Origin of the sequence: Streptomyces xanthophaeus, from assembly GCF_030440515.1 — a bacterium.
Lineage (GTDB): Bacteria > Actinomycetota > Actinomycetes > Streptomycetales > Streptomycetaceae > Streptomyces > Streptomyces kutzneri.
Map to the genome: position 1 here is coordinate 7,063,841 of NZ_CP076543.1, position 15,687 is coordinate 7,079,527.

The window sequence follows — 15,687 nt, forward strand, 5'->3', positions numbered from 1 at the left end:
TAAGGGCAAGGTCCGCGCTCGATGCCCCTCGGACCCCTCGGCCCGGGGACCCTCGCTCCCGGCTCACACGGGGCCTTCCGCATCGCTGCTCAGCACGGCGCGCAGGTCCACCCGCCGCCGTATGCCGAGCTTGCGGTACGTGCTGGTCAGATGGGTTTCCACGGTACGCAGCGCCAGGTGCAGAAGCTCGGAGATCTCGGCGTTCGTACGGCCGTCGGCGGCCAGTGCTGCGATCCGGCGTTCACCGGCGGTCAGCGAACCCGGGCCGGTGAGCGAGGTGTTCCGGCGGCGGGAGCCGCTGACGCGCAGGGCCCGTTCCGCGCTGGCCGACAGCCGGATCGCGCCGAGCCGTTCGGCCGCCGCCGCGGCCTCCCTGAGCAACGGGCGGGCCCGGCGGGGCTGCCCCGCGGCCGTGAGCTGGAGGCCGTGGGTGACGAGCGCGGGGATCAACTCGATGTCGAACGAGGTGCCGCGCAGGATGCCGACGGCCTCGGCGGTGAGTTCGAGACCACGTCGGCCGCCGGTGGCCGCGCCCAGGACGCGCAGCGCGCGGCCCCGGACCCGGGGAGTGCCCCACGCGGCGGCGTACCGGCTGTCTTCCTCGGCGAGCGCGAGCGCCTGGGGGGTTTCCCCCAGGAGGAGAAGGCATTCGGCGGCGGCCGAGCGCCACGGTGTGTTGACGAGGCTCTCCACGTCGCGGCCGAGTTGGCGCCTGCCGCACTCCCGGAAGTCGGCGAGTGCGCCCGCCGGATCGCCTACGGACGCACGCAGAACGCCGCGCGCATAGAGGAACCGGTTCAGCTCCCCACTGTCGTTCGCTTCCTCGACATCGATGTCGGCGATGAGTCGCTCGGCCTCGGCGGCGCGGCCGCGCTCGGCGAGTGCGATGACGCGATGGGCCAGGAGGTTGCTCACACCGGTACGAGCCGCGTCGGCCGGTGTCCGCAGCTTGTCGGCGGTCTCCTCCAGCAGCCACTGGTACTGGCCGCGTGCGGCGGCGGTGTCCGCCCGCGAGTCGAGCAGGGAGCGGTGGACGGGGTGCAGCGGCGTCAGCCAGTGCTCGGTCAGCCCGGCCCTGACGAGCCGTTCGGCGTCGTCCGAGGCGTCGGCCCACTGAGTCACGGCGGCGGCCGTGGCCAGTAAGTACGGCACCAGCAGGGGATCCTCCGGGGCGGCCAGCAGTTGCCGGATCTCTTCCACGGCCGACGCCGCGGACAGCGCTCCGGCCGCCGCCCTGTAGCGGATCAGCAGAGCGCGCAGGGCCGGGCTGATCCAGTCGGGGGACTGCTCGGCGCGCTCGCGGAGCCGGGTGTGGACGGCCCTGCGGATGTCCGGATCGTGGTCGGAGAAGAACGCCGATGCCGTCTGGACGGTACGGGCGAGGACGGGTTCCGCGTCCAGCGGACCCAGATCGCGCAGGACGTCGAGCGCGGCGTGCGGCCTGCCCTGGTTGGCCAGGGCGTTGCCCAGGTTGACGGCGGCCAGCACCCGCCCCCTGGTCTGCTCCTGCAGTCGCAGCGCTTCGGCGAGCCGGGGTATCCCGCCCGTCCGCTGGGTGGTGAACTCCAGTTCGCCGAGTTCGGTGAGTACCGCGGACCGTCGCTCGCGCGGCAGCGGTTCGTCCAGCGCGCGGCGCAGATAGAGCGCGGCGGCGTCGGTCCTGCCGGCCCTGGACGCTTCGGCCGCCGCGTCCAGGAGGGCTCTGTCGACGGGCGCCTCACCTCCGGCCGCACCGGGCGGCTCTGCCCCTCCGGCCGCGCCGGCGGGGGAGGTGCGCAGCAGATGCCCGGCCACTGCTTCGGCCCCGTCGCCCCGGCGTCGGCGCAGCTCGGCGGCGCGGTGGTGCAGAGACTGCCGGTGCGAGCGGGGCCAGCCGTCGAGGACGGCTCCGCGCAGCAGCGGATGCGCGAAGCGCGGGACGCCGGTGCCGGGGGCGCGGCGCAGCAGCCCGAGCCGGATCATCGCGGCGATCCAGCCCGCGACGCGGTCAGGATCGGCCCCGGTGAGCTCGGCGAGGAAGTCGACGAAGCCGCGGCCCGGGTCGGGCTCGCCGTGGCCGGCGGCCCCCGGGCAGAGGTCGGACGTTCCAGCCCCGTCGGGGAACCCGCGTCCCCCGACTCCCTGTTCGCTGTCCTCCTGCACTCCCTCGTCGCACTGTTCCGGAGTCGAACCCTCCAGTTCTGCCAGCGCGCGGGCCACCAGGGTGCTTTCGTGACCCGTGCTCTTCAGCCACCACGAGACAGCCGCGACGAACGCCCCCGGGTACAGCTCGGCGCACCTTTCGGGAAGCCGCGGCTCCGGGCCGCTGCTGTCCCACGCGCCGTACGGGAAGACCGCCCTCAGGTCGTCGAGCAGCGAGCGCAGCAGCAGCGGATTGCCGGCGCCGGCCCGTACGCAGCCGTCCAGCCAGGCGTCGCTGGTGTCCGGGCCCAGGGCTCCGCGGACCAGTTCCGCGGCGGCGGAGCGGCTCAGCGGCGTGAGCGCGTGCATCCGCACGGTGTCGGGGGGCAAGGAGTACGCGAGGCCCGCTCGGGGCGGGGTGATGTCGTACTGCCCTCGTTCGGTGACCACCATGAGGACCGGCATTCCGGTCAGCCGCCGGGCGGCCTCGGTCAGCCAGTTCCGGGAGGCCTGGTCGGCGAGGTGCACGTCATCCACGGTGATCAGCAGGGGGGACGCGGCCGCGTGCTCGCACAATAATCGCCACAGGCGGGACGAGTGGCTCGAGAGCTTCAGAGTCTGCGGGGCACCATGGAGGTCGCCGGGGTCGGGCTCCGCGTCGAGAAGCCGCTGCACCAGGGCGAGGGGGGCGCCGGGGCAGTCGGCCGAGGCATGGGCCCGCAGGACCTGCATGCCGAGCTTCGCGCCCTGTTCGGCGGCGACCTCCAGCAGTGCGCTGCGGCCCGTGCCGGTGGGCGCGCGGAACAGGACCAGTCGACCCGATCCGTTCAAAGCTCGATCGGTCTCCGCCGCCAGCAGCTCCAGCGCGCCGTCGCGTTCCAGGAGCCCGGCGGAGCCGGGACCAGGGATCGACGGTGTGGCCGGATCGAGTGGGTGACGTCGTGGCCGGATCGATCCCACTGTCACGCCGATCTCGTGGTCGGTCTCGTGGTAAGCCACGGTGGTGGTCGTCCCCTCGGCGAAGGAAGGATGTAGCAGGCACGCTTTGTTCTGATGAGTGAGACGTGAGGACGTATGGCATGGTTCTTCGAAACTCGAACAGAATTCCGGTAGAGGTTCACGCGTCGGACCCGCTGTCCCTGGACGGAGCGGTCAGCCAACTGCGCCGCCACTCCGAGGTGGAGCTCTTCGAGGAGGGCGCGAGCCGGCCGGGCACGGTCGCGGTCCTGCTCGCGGACGTGCTGGACGAACCCACGATGTCGCGGCTGAGGCGGCTGACGCGCGCGGACGGCATCAGGGCGGTCCTCGTCACGAGCCTCATCCGCGAGGCGGAGCTGCTCCAGGTGATCGAGTACGGGGTCGGCGCGATCGTCTGGCGGCGCGAGGCCACCGGACACCGCCTTCTCCAAGCGGTCCTCGCGGCCTCCCGGGGCGACGGGGACCTGCCGTCGGACCTGCTGGGACGGCTGATGGCCCAGGTCGGTACGCTGCAGCGCGGCACGACCAGCGTGTCGGGAGCCACGGTGTCCGGCCTCGCACCGCGTGAGATCGATGTGCTCCGACTGGTAGCCGAAGGGCTGGATACCGCGGAGATCGCCGGCAAACTCTCGTACTCCGAACGCACGGTCAAGAACGTCATGCACGGCCTGACGACCCGCCTGCAGCTCCGTAACCGGGCCCATGCCGTGGCCTACGCCTTGCGCGAAGGCTACATCTGACGTCTCGCGCGCCGGCACCGCGCCGGTACAAGGTCCCCGAGGACAGGAGCAGGGCGACGCGGGGGCAGCGGAGTTGCCCCCGGATCGTCCCCCGGGTGCCTCGCGGGCCGGCGCCCCGGCGGCCACGATGGACCGGGCTCCTCCATGCCCGGGCGTCGACGACGAAGGGCAGCGCGACCGTGATTCACGAGGTGGACGACATCCTGAGAGGGCTGCTCATCCGCGGCTCCTTCGCGGGGTCCGAAGTCGAAGTCGCCTTCGACGCCCCGACGCGCGACTGGGCGGCCCGACGCAACGCGCCGACCGTCGACGCGTATCTCTACGACATCCGCGAGGACACCAAGCGGCGCCAGCGCGGCAGGATCGGGCTCCGCGACGAGCAGGGGATCACCGTCAAGGAGCACCAGCCGCCGCGCTGGTTCCGGCTCTCGTACCTCGTCACGGCCTGGACCAAGCGTCCGCAGGACGAGCACCGGATGCTCTCCGCGGTACTGCACACGCTGCTGCCCAAGGAGATCCTGCCGCCGGAGGACCTGACGGGCACCCTCGCCGAACTCGGCCTCTCCGTCCCGTTGACCGTCGCGGGGCTGCACACCGAGGCGCGCTCGCTCGCGGACATCTGGTCCGCGCTGGGCGGTGAACTCAAGCCCTCGCTCGACGTGGTGATCACCGCACCCTTCCTGGCATCCCCCGACTACCGCGTCGGGCCGCCGGTCACGGAGGGGCTCGGCGTCCGGGTCCGGGGCACGGACGGCGGGTCCGACGACGGTCCCACGCGCCAGCACAGCGCGAAGAGCGTGGCCGCCGCCAAGGAGGACTTCGTGCGGAGGAACAGCAGGACGGGATCGGTTCAGGAGCAGCAGAAGTGAACGACCCCTCCCCCCTGCTCGAACGGCTCGCGCAACTGCGCGCGCGGGTGGCCCTCCTCGTCGATCGCCGCAGCGCCACGGACCCGACGGCCACCGACCCGATGCGCGGGATGTACCTGACGGGGGAGGCGGTACAGCACCTGCTGTTCGGGCGGACAGAAACGGAAGGCCTGACTCCGTCCGGCCCGGACGAGTGGCAGGGGCCCGGCGAACCCGGCGCGGCAGAGCAGCCGGAAACCGAGGACGCGGCGGAGTCGGACGAGACCTGGCCGTCCGAGGACGACCGCCTCCACTGGCTCGCCCACTGGCTGCGCCTCAGCCCCCTCGACACCCAGATCCTGCTGATCGCGCTGGCGCCCGACCTGGACCGCTCCTTCGAGGCGCTGTACGGCTACCTCAATGACGACGTGACCCGTCGCCGGGCGACCGTGGCGCTCGCGCTCGACCTGTGCGGGGTGCCCACGCACTCCGCCGCCGGACGCTCCCGGTTCCATCCGGCCGCACGGCTGCTCGCGCGCGGGCTGATCGAGGTGGACGACCCCGAACGCCCCTTCCTCAGCCGCTCCTTGCGCGTTCCCGACCGGGTCGTGGCACATCTGCTCGGTGACGACACCCCGGACCCGGCGCTGCAGGGCACCGTACGTCCGCTTTCGTACCGGCCCGGTGCAGCGGACGAGGAGAACGCGGCGGCCACCGGCACGCCGGACGGCGGCGACGGCGACCCGCTGACCCGGAGACTGGCCGGGCACCTCGCGGCGCGCCCGCTCACCGCCTACCTGCGCGAGCACCGCGACGGCGACGGCCTCGCCTGCGCCACCGCCGCCCTGGGCGCGGCGGGCATCCCGGCCCTGCACTTCGCGCCGGCAGGACGCCCCGAGGAGCACCGCCCCGAGGAGCACGCGCCCGAGCACCGTCCGGCCGGGGAACGCCTCCCGTACCGGGAACTGCTGCGCGAGGCACGGCTGACGGGACGCGCGATCGTGGTGACCTCGCTGCCCGAGAAGCCCGGGGAACTGATCCGGGCGCTCACCGTGGCGGACGTCCCGGTCCTGTTCGCGGACCCGCGCCCGTACGACCCGCAGTGGTGCGACAGCGGACGTGACCCGATCGTGCTGGACGCGCCGCGGCAGCGGGCCGGCGATCTCGACGCCTGGCGGGCGGCGCTCGGCCCCCCGGAGCCGGCGTTCGACCTGGCGCCGGTCGTCGCCGCGTACCGGCTCGGGCCCGTCGGGATCGACCGCGCGTCCCGCGCGGCGCGCGACCTCGCTGCGTTCGACGGTACGGAACTGTCCGCCGCGCACCTGCGGTTCGCGGCGCGGCAGCAGTCCGCGTCGGGCCTCGAGAGGCACGCCCGCCGCATCCGGCCTGACGTCGGCTGGAACGACCTGGTCCTGCCCGAAGGCCCGCTGGCGCAGCTGCGGGAGCTGGTCCTTCGGGCCCGACACCGCGACCGGGTGCTCGGCGACTGGCGGCTGAGCACGGGCGGCGGGCGCGGGCGGGGCGTGGTGGGGCTGTTCGCGGGCGACTCCGGGACCGGGAAGACGCTCTCCGCCGAAGTCGTCGCGGGGGAACTGGGCCTGGACCTCTACGTCGTACAGCTACCGTCCGTCGTGGACAAGTACGTCGGCGAGACGGAGAAGAACCTGGAGCGGATCTTCACCGAGGCCGACCGTACGGACACGGTGCTGCTCTTCGACGAGGCGGACGCGGTCTTCGGCAAGCGCTCCGAGGTCAGCAGCTCCAACGACCGCCACGCGAACATGGAGAGCGCCTACCTCCTGCAGCGTCTGGAGTCGTTCGACGGAATCGCCCTGCTGACCACCAACCTGCGCTCCAACATCGACGACGCCTTCACCCGCCGGCTGGACCTGGTGGTCGACTTCCCCTTCCCGGACGAGGAGCAGCGTCTGGCGCTGTGGCGGCACAGCCTCGCCCACGTCCCCTGCGCCGAGGACATCGATCCGGCCTTCTGCGCACGGGACTTCGAGCTGGCGGGCGGCTCGATCCGCAGCGCGGTCGTCACGGCCGCGTACGCGGCGGCGGGCCGGGGCGACGGTGTATCGACGGCGGATCTCCTGGCCGGCGCCCGGCGCGAGTACCGCAAGGCGGGCCGGCTCGTCCTGGACGACGCCTCCTGGTAGACCGTCCTCGGACAGCGTGTCCAGGCCAGGGCGCGTCCTGGCCGAACGGTTACGTGACGCGGGTCCGCAGCGGCCGGACGGCGCGGGTCCGCAGCGGCCGGACCGCGAGGGTCCGGCCGCTGCGGGCGACGACCCGGGCCGCGGCTACTTCATCGGTCCCGGGAGCCAGTCCTTGGCCGTCACCGTGCCCGGCGTGGTCTGCTCGTGGACCCAGCCCAGTTTCGCCTTCGTGAGAGTCGGCTCGTCGAGGACCCCGGTCTGCTCGGCCCCGAACTGGGCCTGGTACTCCTTGATCCGGTCCGTGTCGGCCCGAGTCGGCTTCTCCTGGAGCTGGACGTGCTTGCGCAGGTAGTCGATGTTGGCCTTCGTATACGTCACCGTCGTGGCCAGGTCGCCGTCGTCGAACTCGCCCTGCGTGCCCCAGAGCAGGATGTTCCGTACCCAGGGCACCTCAGGGCTGGCCTGGTTCTGGTTCAGCGACACGTCCTTGCTGGCGACGAAGTGCGCTGCCAGGAGCGCGGTCATCGTGGTGCGGCCCAGGTTCCCGGGCCCGTCGGTCTTCGCCATCTGGCTGAACTGGCCGTACTTCGAGTCGTTGGACTGCTGGAAGCACGTCAGCGCCTGCTGGGTCGCCGCGTCCAGCTTGCCCACGGTGTAAGGGGCGGTCAGCTTGCAGTCGGCCGCCCCCTCGACCAGTCGTACCTGTGCGAACTGCACGAAGAGGTTCGGCTTGTCCTGCGACGTGATGGGCAGCGGAGCCCGCGCGGGCTTGGCTCCCTCCGGGGGCTTCTTCTTCTCACCCTCTCCACCGCCGGCGTCCGGTACCTCGGGCTGCGCCGTGGGCGAGACCGCCGGCGTCGGCTTGCCGGTCGGCTGCTCCGGCAGCGTGGTGGCCGCCGCCTGCTGCAGCTTCTCCTGCGCGAGAGTGCGGACCGGCGCCTTGTAGGTGAGCCAGAGTACGACTGCGGTGACGGTGAGGGCGAGCAGCAGGCTCAGCGAGGTCATCATCCAGACCGGCAGCAGTGTGCGCTGCACGTATGTGCCGTTCACCACCAGGGGGTCGAAGCCCGAGCGCCGCACCGACAGCTCGTACGGCCGCTGCTGCTTCTGCCCCACCCAGGTGATCTGCCGGGGCTTCAGCGTCGCGTCGACGAAGGCGGCACGACCGGGTTCGATCTGGACGTTGGACGGGACGATCTCGTACGAGAGGTCGTCGCTGGTCTTGTCGCCGCCACCGATCGACGCCGTGAGCACGGTGTTGCCGAGGTTGTCGACGGCCAGCTTGGGCCGGCCCCTGAAGCGTCCCTTGACGGTCTGCGGGACCAGCTCGGCCCGCACCTCCATGAACGTGGTGAAGGTGACGTTCCCCTCGGCGACCGTGGCCGACCCGGGGTGTTCGGTGGGCAGGATGCGCACACCGTACGGGTGCGGGCCCGCGGTCGCGTCCGGGCTACGGGGTGGGGCGACCGTCAGCTCCACGGTGCCGGTGGTGCCCGGGAAGAGCCTGATCGTCGGCGGTTCCACCGAGACGTACGGGGCGATGTCGCCGACCGCCTCGAAGCGGTACTCGTCGACGACGTCGCCGGTGTTGCGCAGACGCAGTCGTACGGTGGTGCTGCTGCCCGGGTCGACCGTGGTCGAGGCGGGCTCCAGGGATGTCCAGGTCGTCACCCGATGGACGCTACTGCCCACGGGAAGGCCGGCATCAGGGGCCGCCGGGTAGCGCCGCTGCCCGAATGGTAACGCCCGCTGCCCTCGAACACCCCTGCGTGCGCCTGCCGTCGAGGGACTCGGGACCGAGCCCGCGGCCGCGTTCCACGGCGCTCCGCCCGGCGCCGCCCCGGTACGTCCCCGCCGCGGGCGCCCCGCAGCGGCTCGGCCTCGCGGTCATCCTCCCCTTGCCCCTGGGGACATGGTCACTGCCCCCGACAAGGCACCGGAGGACGTATCCCCGGCCGTGTGCGGGGCGCGAGGGTGAGTCTGGTTCTTGTCCTGGTACCCCGAGGAGAGCAGAGCATGCCGTCTTACCTGTCGCCGGGCGTATACGTGGAAGAGGTGGCCAGCGGTTCTCGTCCGATCGAGGGGGTCGGCACCTCGGTGGCCGCATTCGTCGGGCTGGCGCCGGAGGGTCCGCTGAACGAGCCGACACTGGTCACCAACTGGACCCAGTACGTCGCTTCCTTCGGCGAGTTCACCGACGGATACTTCCTGGCGCACGCGGTGTACGGCTTCTTTAACAACGGTGGCTCCGCGGCCTACGTGGTACGGGTGGGCGGGGAACGCGACGGAGTGGCGGGCGCACCCGTCGAAGGCACCGAATCGATCGGCGGCCGGCGCGGCCGCGCGGTCGCCGCAGGCGGTGCGTCGGCGCCCGCCGCACTCACGCCCGGGCCGGCGCAGGCACTGGGGACGTTCAAGGTGGCGGCTGTCGCGCCCGGCGGGAACGGCACGCTCAGCGTCGAGGTCGCGGACGCGGAGGGCGAGGGACCCCCCGAGCGGTTCCGGCTGATCGTCAAGGACGGCTCGAAGGCCGTCGAAACCTTCGACGTCTCGGCGAAGAAGAGTGCCCGCGACTACGTGGTCACCCAGGTCAAGGAACACTCCAAGCTGATCTCAGTGCAGGAGGGGGCCGCGGCCGCGCAGCTCGCCCGCCCCGACAACCAGACCGTCGCGCTCGAAGCGCCCGTCGCCGCCGGGCGGGCCCCCGCGGACGCGGCGCAGGGCGAGCAGGTCGGCATCGCCGAGTACCTCGGCGACTCCGCGGACCGTACCGGCTTCGGCGGCCTCGAAGCCGTGGACGAGATCTCCATGGTCGCCGTTCCCGACCTGATGGCCGCCTACCAGCGCGGCGCGATCGACCTGGAGGCCGTGAAGGCCGTCCAGCTCGGTCTGATAGCCCACTGCGAACTGATGGGTGACCGGCTCGCGATCATCGACCCGCCGCCCGGCCTCAACGCCCGGCAGATCCGGGTGTGGCGCCAGGAGACGTCCAACTACGACTCCAAGTACGCCGCGCTCTACTACCCGTGGATCAAGGTCTTCGATCCGGCAGGCGGTCAGACCCGGTTGATCCCGCCGAGCGGCCACGTCGCCGGCATCTGGGCCCGCAACGACTTCGAGCGCGGCGTGCACAAGGCCCCCGCCAACGAGGTCGTGCGCGGCGCGGTCGACCTGGAGTTGCAGATCACCCGGGGCGAGCAGGACCTGCTCAACCCGATCGGCATCAACTGCATCCGCACCTTCCCCGGCCGAGGCATCCGCGTGTGGGGCGCGCGCACCCTCTCCTCCGACCCGGCCTGGCGCTACCTCAACGTCCGCAGGTACTTCAACTACCTGGAGGAGTCGATCCTCAACGGCACCCAGTGGGTGGTGTTCGAGCCCAACGACCAGGCGTTGTGGGCCCGGATCAGGCGGAACATCTCCGCGTTCCTGGTCACGGAGTGGCGCAGCGGTGCGCTGTTCGGCGCCACGCCGGAGGACGCCTACTACGTGAAGTGCGACGCCGAGACCAACCCGACGGAGTCGGTGGACCTCGGGCGGGTCATCTGCCAGATCGGTGTCTCGCCGGTCAAGCCCGCCGAGTTCGTGATCTTCCGGCTGGCGCAGTTCTCCGGAGGCAGCGGGGAGCTGGAGGAGTAGCGGTCCGGCCGCCTCCGCCCCTCGCTCGACAGTGCACATCCACAGGTCCCGGCATCAGCAGATGGAAAGGCTTTTTCATGGCCGCTCAGGGTGATTCCCTCACCACCAACAACTTCGGCCTCCAGATCGACGGCGTCATGGTCGAGTACCTGCACGGCGTGGGCGAGATCGGGATGGAGCAGGACGTCATCGAGTACCAGCAGGTCTCGGCGAACGGGCAGCCCATCACCAAGAAGATGCCCGGCGTGAAGAAGGCCGGTGAGACCACCGTCACGCGCGGTATGGAGCAGTCCACCGCCTTCACCGAGTGGATCAACGCCTCGCTGCGCGGCGACATGGGGTCGGCGCGCAAGAACGCGAGCATCATCTACATGGACTCCCAGTACAACCCGGTCAGGCGTCAGCATCTGCGCAACGCCTGGTGCAGCAAGGTGATGGGCGCGGCGGCGACGGCGGGCGAGGCCGCCGTGATGACCGAGACCGTCACGATCGTCTACGAAGAGCTGGTCACCGAGTAATGCGCCGCGGACCTGTCAGGCCCGCCACCGACGTCGCCGCCGCCACCTCCGCCTTCGCGGACGTGGCGGTCCCGCCCGTCGGGCCGGCGCAAGTGCCTCCCGCACGACAGCAGTTGCGGACCGAGTTCGCGTTCGAGCTGCCACGCGGGTACGTGGACGACATGGGCACCGTGCATCGCGAGGGCGTGATGCGACTGGCGACCGCCCGGGACGAGCTGCTTCCGCTGCAGGACATGCGGGTGCAGCAGAACCCCGCGTATCTCTCCGTGGTGCTGCTCGGCCGGGTCATCACCCAGTTGGGCACCGTGGCACACATGCACGACGGCGTGGTGGAGAACATGTTCGCCTCCGACCTCGCCTTTCTGCAGGACTTCTACCGGCAGGTCAACGCCGAGGGCCATACCAGGGCCGGTGTTTCCTGCCCGCACTGCGAGCAGCCGTTCGAGGTCGAACTCGGCGGGAGCCGCCTGGGGGAATCGTGACGTACGCGACCGACCGGATCCATGACGAGATCGCGTACATCGCCTACCACTTCCACTGGAGTCTGGACGCCATCCTGGACCTCGAACACCGTGAGCGGCGGCGATACGCCGAGCAGATCGCCACGTTGGTGACGCGCGCCGCGCCACAAACGGAGCGGTGATGGGTATCTTCGACCGACTCAAGGGCCGGCGCCGGGGCCGGGAACGCGGCGCGGGCGGGAACGGCACGGTGCCGGGCCCCACCCCCGAGGCGCCCGCAGGCAGCGGGGCCCTTGCCGGCAACGGTGCTGCTGCGGGCACCGGTGCAGCCGCGGGCACCGGTGCCGGCGCTTCCGGAGGGGGACGTGGCTGGGCCGCTCTGCCACCGATCCAGCGCGTCATGCCGTCGTCGGTGCGGCAGACGGTCGCGTCCGCGGATTTCGGCAGCTCCCTGACCACCTGGCAGAACCACTCCTTCTCCGGGACGCTCTCGCACGCCGTGCTGGACGGCGCCCCGACCGGTCTCATCAAGGACACGCTGTCGTTCGCCCGAGGATCCGGGGCGGGCGGCCCCGCCAAGGCAACGCTCTTCCCGGCGCCTGCTGTCGTCGACGCCGGTGGCGGAGTGACAAGTGACCGAGGGGGAAGTGACGGAGGCGGCGCTGACGCGCCCGGGCCGGTGCCTTTCGTGCAGCGCGCCCAGGGTCCGCGGATCGCTCCCGTAGCGCCCCGGCCGCCGCGACCTGCGCCCTCGGCGCTGACGCGGGCCTCCGCCCCGCGCACGGGACACCGCAGGGTGCTTCCCGCAGTGGCACCGGGCAGCGTGACGGCCGCCCCGCCAGGCGCTGGGGGAGCGGCGCGGACGGCTGCGCTCGCGCCCCTTCAGGCACCGGTGTCCCCGTCCCCGTCCTCGCCTTCCGGTGCCAACTCGCCGAGGCCCGCTCCCGGCTCTCCCCTCCGTCCCCTCCCTCCCTCCTCCGTATCCGCGGCTGCCCCGGTACGCGTCCAGCGCTCCGAGGCAAGCCAGGACGGCCCCCGGCGGTCGGGTCCGGCGGGCCCGCCCGCGGCAGCGCCCCCGGCCGACCGGACCCCGCCGGCTCGCACCTCCTCGCTCCCCGTACAGCGGAGTGCGGCGAGTGTTCCCGGGCCGGCGACCGGGCGGGCCGCCGTCACGCCACGTCGGCGCCCGCTGCTCGGGTCCCCGCTGTCAGGACCTGTGGATCCGCCGGCCGCTCCGCCGACGCCCGCTGCACCGGTGCAACGGCGTCGTGGCAGCGCCGGCCCCGTCGTGGCGCCGTCCCCGCCAGGACCGGCCTCGCCTGTGGCTCCGGCGGGCCGGGTGCCTGCGTCCGGCAGCGTCGCGAACAGCGGAACGAGGCCCGTACAGAGGACACCGCCGACCGGGCCGGAAGCTGCGGTGCGTTCGGCGGCAGGAACGTCCGGGTCAGACGTGTCGTCCGGAGCCGGTACACCCGCGATGCCTGCGCCCGTATCCCGCCCGGCCGCACGGCCGAGGCTGGGCGCTCCGTCGAGTGGACCCGTCGGCGGTCGGACGGCGATCCCTCCGTCGGCTGCAGCGGCTGCAGCGGCTGCACCGGCTGCACCGGCGGCGCGTCGGCATACGAGCGCTCCGGCTCCCGGCCGCACACCTTTCGTGCAACGTTCCCCGGCACCGCCGACCGTCCGTCCGGTGGCGGGCCCCGTGACGCCCGCCACCGCACCGGCGTCGCCCGTACAGCGGCGCGATTCCGCTGGGCGCGACGGTTCCTCCGAGTCGACCACCTTCCCCAAGTCCTCCGGACCCTCCGGACCTTCCGGCTCCGGTGTGGGTGCGAGCGGCGGGGGATCGGGATCCGGCACGGTCGCCGGACCACCCGTCGCTCCGACGCGTGCGCCCGCGGAGCGGGCCGGCGGGCCGGCGACGGTGCAGCGGCTGTCTGCCCCGGGGACATCCGGCAGCGGTGGTACTCCGACGCCGAGCCGTCCCAGTGGCGGGGCCGGTCCTGCGGGCACAGCGTCCACCGGCCCCCGTGCGAACGACCCTGCCGTACCTACGCGTCCGCCCGTGGTGCGCACTTCCGGTCCGCCGGCTTCCGGTCCGGCGTCCAGCGGTCCGGTCGTTCGTAGTGGCGCGCCGGTGCCCGGCGCTCCCGTTCGGCCCTCCGGCGTCTCCGGTGGGAACCCTGCCGACAAGGCAACCCCGTCGACGCGCCCGTCGCCGCCCATGGCGGGCGGATCCGGAGTCGCTCGGTCCGCCACTGCGCTTCCGGTGCAGCGGAAAACGGCGGCGCCCTCCGTACCGGTGCGACGGCCTGCCTCGACCGTACCGCCGGCGGGCGGGCCACGGCCGGTGCCCGCGCCCGGCGTCCGTCCCGCTCCCGGTTCGCCATCCGGTTCCGCGGCGGGAGCGCCGGTGCACCCCGCGGTGAACAACGTGTCCGGATCGCGTCGTTCGGGTGGCGCGCCGCCCGTGCAGCGGTCGTCCCTCGCCCCGGCCTCGGTCCAGCACCCGGCCCCGGCCCGGCCCCCTTCCCCTGCCCGGACGCCTGCCTCCGCTCCGGCCCCCCGCACCTTCGCGGCCCCGGCGGCGAGTGCCGGGCCATCCGTGACGCGGTCGTCCGCCGTGTCCGTCGCGTCTGCCACACCCTCGGCGTCTGCCGCGGGGCGGGGGCTGACACCGGTCGCTCCGCTGCTGGGTTCCTCAGGGCCGGTCACGGCCGCCGGGTTCACGCCGCCGCCGGTGGGGCGGCGCTCCGCGACTCCTGCTCCGGCAGCCGTCGCGCGGCGGCCCGCCGCTCGCGGGGCGGCCGCGCTCCCGGGCGTCCGCAGTGCCGTACCACCGTCCTCGCCGTCGCCGGCTCCCGCACCCGTCGCGAAGGGCACTCCGGCCGCCGTGCGTCTGCACCGCGTCCGGACCGCACCTGCGGCTGCTGCCGACGCTCCTCGTCGGCCTGCCATACAGCGTGCCGCTCTGCCTGCCGTGGTATCGCCGTCCGCCGCCCGGCCGTCCGCCGCCCGTTCGCTGCCGCGGACAGCCGCCCGTGCCCTGGCCGCTCCCGCCACGGCGCCCGCGCCCGTGCGACCTGCCGACCACGAGGGATCCCGTCCCTACGGCGCACCCGCAGGCTTCCCGGTCGTTCAGCGCGCCGCGTCCGCGTCCGCGGCCGTATCGGCATCGGCGGCGCCCGTCCCCGGCGGGACCGTCCGCATGCCGGTACGGGATGCTCCCGCTGTTCCGACCGCCTCCGTGGCCCGGCCGGTCCGGAGCCCCGTCGTGTCCCTCGCGCCGGTCCGGTCCGCTCCGTCAGCCGTGCTCCCGGTGCAGCGGGCCGCGCCCGTCACCCCGGCCGCGCTGCCCACCCTTCCCCCGGTCGCGATACCTGCGTCCGTCCGCGCACCGGCGTCCGCCCCCGCGCGGGTGTCCGCCCCGCACCGCGCCGCCCCGTCCGTCGAGCGGCGGCGGAGCAGCGACGGCGGGGGCTCCTCGGGCCGGCCCGCGCCCTCCCCGACGAGCCAATTCGCACCGCGTGATCTGAAGGAGGACCAGGTGGCCGAGCTGGCCCACCGGCTGATCGAGCCGATGACACGGCTGCTGCGTACCGAGCTACGGCTCGACCGCGAGCGGATCGGCAAGCTGCGCGATCCACGCCACTGACCCCCTCGCGCGAGCCCGAGCCGCACGCGCTGCCGTGTGAGCCCCGAAGGCCCTGAGCCCCGACACCCATGCCCCATGCCCCATCGCCCCAGCCCCATGTGGAACCGCAGGAAGGCCCCACCCGATGCCCCAGGAACTCGACGCAGGCTCCACCATCTTCTTCAACCTCACCATCGACGGTGAGAGCCTGGGCTACTTCAACGGTTGCGAAGGGCTCGCCTCCCAGGTCGAGATCGAGCAGCGGCAGGAGGGCGGCAACAACGGATTCGTCTGGCAACTGCCTTCCCGTGTCACCTTCTCCAACATCACGCTGACCCGGCCTCTCACCGAGGAGACCGCGAGGGTGGCGGAGTGGATCTCCTCGGTGACCACGGGGGTGACCCGCCCCACCGGACAGATCGCCGCGCTGCGCGCCGACGGCTCGACGGTCGCCCAGTGGGGGTTGATCGACGTACTCCCGGTGAGCTGGCGCGGTCCTTCCTTCGATCCGGCGAACCCCGCCGTGGCCACCGAGGTCCTGGAGATCGCCCACCACGGATTCACGGACGCGGGGGAGGCGTAGCCG

General features: G+C 72.9%; 11 protein-coding genes. 9 read left to right on the forward strand and 2 right to left on the reverse strand.

Annotated features, from left to right (window positions below):
• Positions 1-63: 63 nt before the first annotated feature.
• Positions 64-3,120, reverse strand: a complete 3,057-nt coding sequence (locus KO717_RS31535; protein ID WP_301372854.1) for a LuxR C-terminal-related transcriptional regulator — start codon at positions 3,118-3,120, stop codon at positions 64-66.
• Positions 3,121-3,200: 80 nt separating this feature from the next.
• Between KO717_RS31535 and KO717_RS31540 the strand changes: the two genes are divergently transcribed.
• The 3 genes from KO717_RS31540 to KO717_RS31550 all read left to right on the forward strand — a co-directional run bounded on the left by KO717_RS31540 (position 3,201) and on the right by KO717_RS31550 (position 6,849).
• Positions 3,201-3,839, forward strand: coding sequence for a helix-turn-helix transcriptional regulator (locus tag KO717_RS31540; RefSeq protein ID WP_301372855.1), 639 nt, complete (start codon positions 3,201-3,203; stop codon positions 3,837-3,839).
• 179 nt (positions 3,840-4,018) lie between these two features.
• The gene (locus KO717_RS31545; protein ID WP_301372856.1) at positions 4,019-4,708 is read left to right on the forward strand and encodes a DUF4255 domain-containing protein; all 690 of its coding nucleotides are present in this window, start codon (positions 4,019-4,021) and stop codon (positions 4,706-4,708) included.
• Complete coding sequence (locus tag KO717_RS31550) at positions 4,705-6,849, forward strand: ATP-binding protein (protein WP_301372857.1); 2,145 nt, start codon at positions 4,705-4,707, stop codon at positions 6,847-6,849. The genes KO717_RS31545 and KO717_RS31550 overlap by 4 nt, the downstream gene beginning before the upstream one ends.
• A gap of 144 nt (positions 6,850-6,993) precedes the next feature.
• On the opposite strand, the gene KO717_RS31555 is transcribed toward KO717_RS31550, so the two are convergent.
• Positions 6,994-8,520 (reverse strand): COG1470 family protein, encoded by a 1,527-nt coding sequence (locus KO717_RS31555; protein WP_301372858.1) that lies wholly within the window; start codon positions 8,518-8,520, stop codon positions 6,994-6,996.
• Between the two features lie 345 nt (positions 8,521-8,865).
• On the opposite strand from KO717_RS31555, the gene KO717_RS31560 reads away from it, so the two are divergent.
• The 6 genes from KO717_RS31560 (at position 8,866) to KO717_RS31585 (ending at position 15,684) form a co-directional block, all read left to right on the forward strand.
• A complete protein-coding gene (locus KO717_RS31560; RefSeq protein ID WP_301372859.1) occupies positions 8,866-10,488 on the forward strand; it encodes a phage tail sheath family protein in 1,623 nt (540 codons plus the stop codon).
• 77 nt (positions 10,489-10,565) lie between these two features.
• Positions 10,566-11,006: a phage tail protein gene (locus KO717_RS31565; RefSeq protein ID WP_123081163.1), complete on the forward strand. Its 441-nt coding sequence runs from the start codon at positions 10,566-10,568 to the stop codon at positions 11,004-11,006.
• Positions 11,006-11,488, forward strand: coding sequence for a hypothetical protein (locus tag KO717_RS31570; RefSeq protein WP_301372860.1), 483 nt, complete (start codon positions 11,006-11,008; stop codon positions 11,486-11,488). Before KO717_RS31565 ends, KO717_RS31570 begins: the two co-directional genes overlap by 1 nt.
• Positions 11,485-11,649 (forward strand): DUF6760 family protein, encoded by a 165-nt coding sequence (locus tag KO717_RS31575; RefSeq protein WP_301372861.1) that lies wholly within the window; start codon positions 11,485-11,487, stop codon positions 11,647-11,649. The genes KO717_RS31570 and KO717_RS31575 overlap by 4 nt, the downstream gene beginning before the upstream one ends.
• A 3,092-nt stretch (positions 11,650-14,741) precedes the next feature.
• On the forward strand, positions 14,742-15,122 hold the full coding sequence (locus KO717_RS31580) for a hypothetical protein (RefSeq protein ID WP_301372862.1): 381 nt from the start codon (positions 14,742-14,744) through the stop codon (positions 15,120-15,122).
• A 124-nt stretch (positions 15,123-15,246) separates the two neighbouring features.
• On the forward strand, positions 15,247-15,684 hold the full coding sequence (locus KO717_RS31585) for a phage tail protein (protein WP_123081167.1): 438 nt from the start codon (positions 15,247-15,249) through the stop codon (positions 15,682-15,684).
• Positions 15,685-15,687 lie beyond the last annotated feature (3 nt).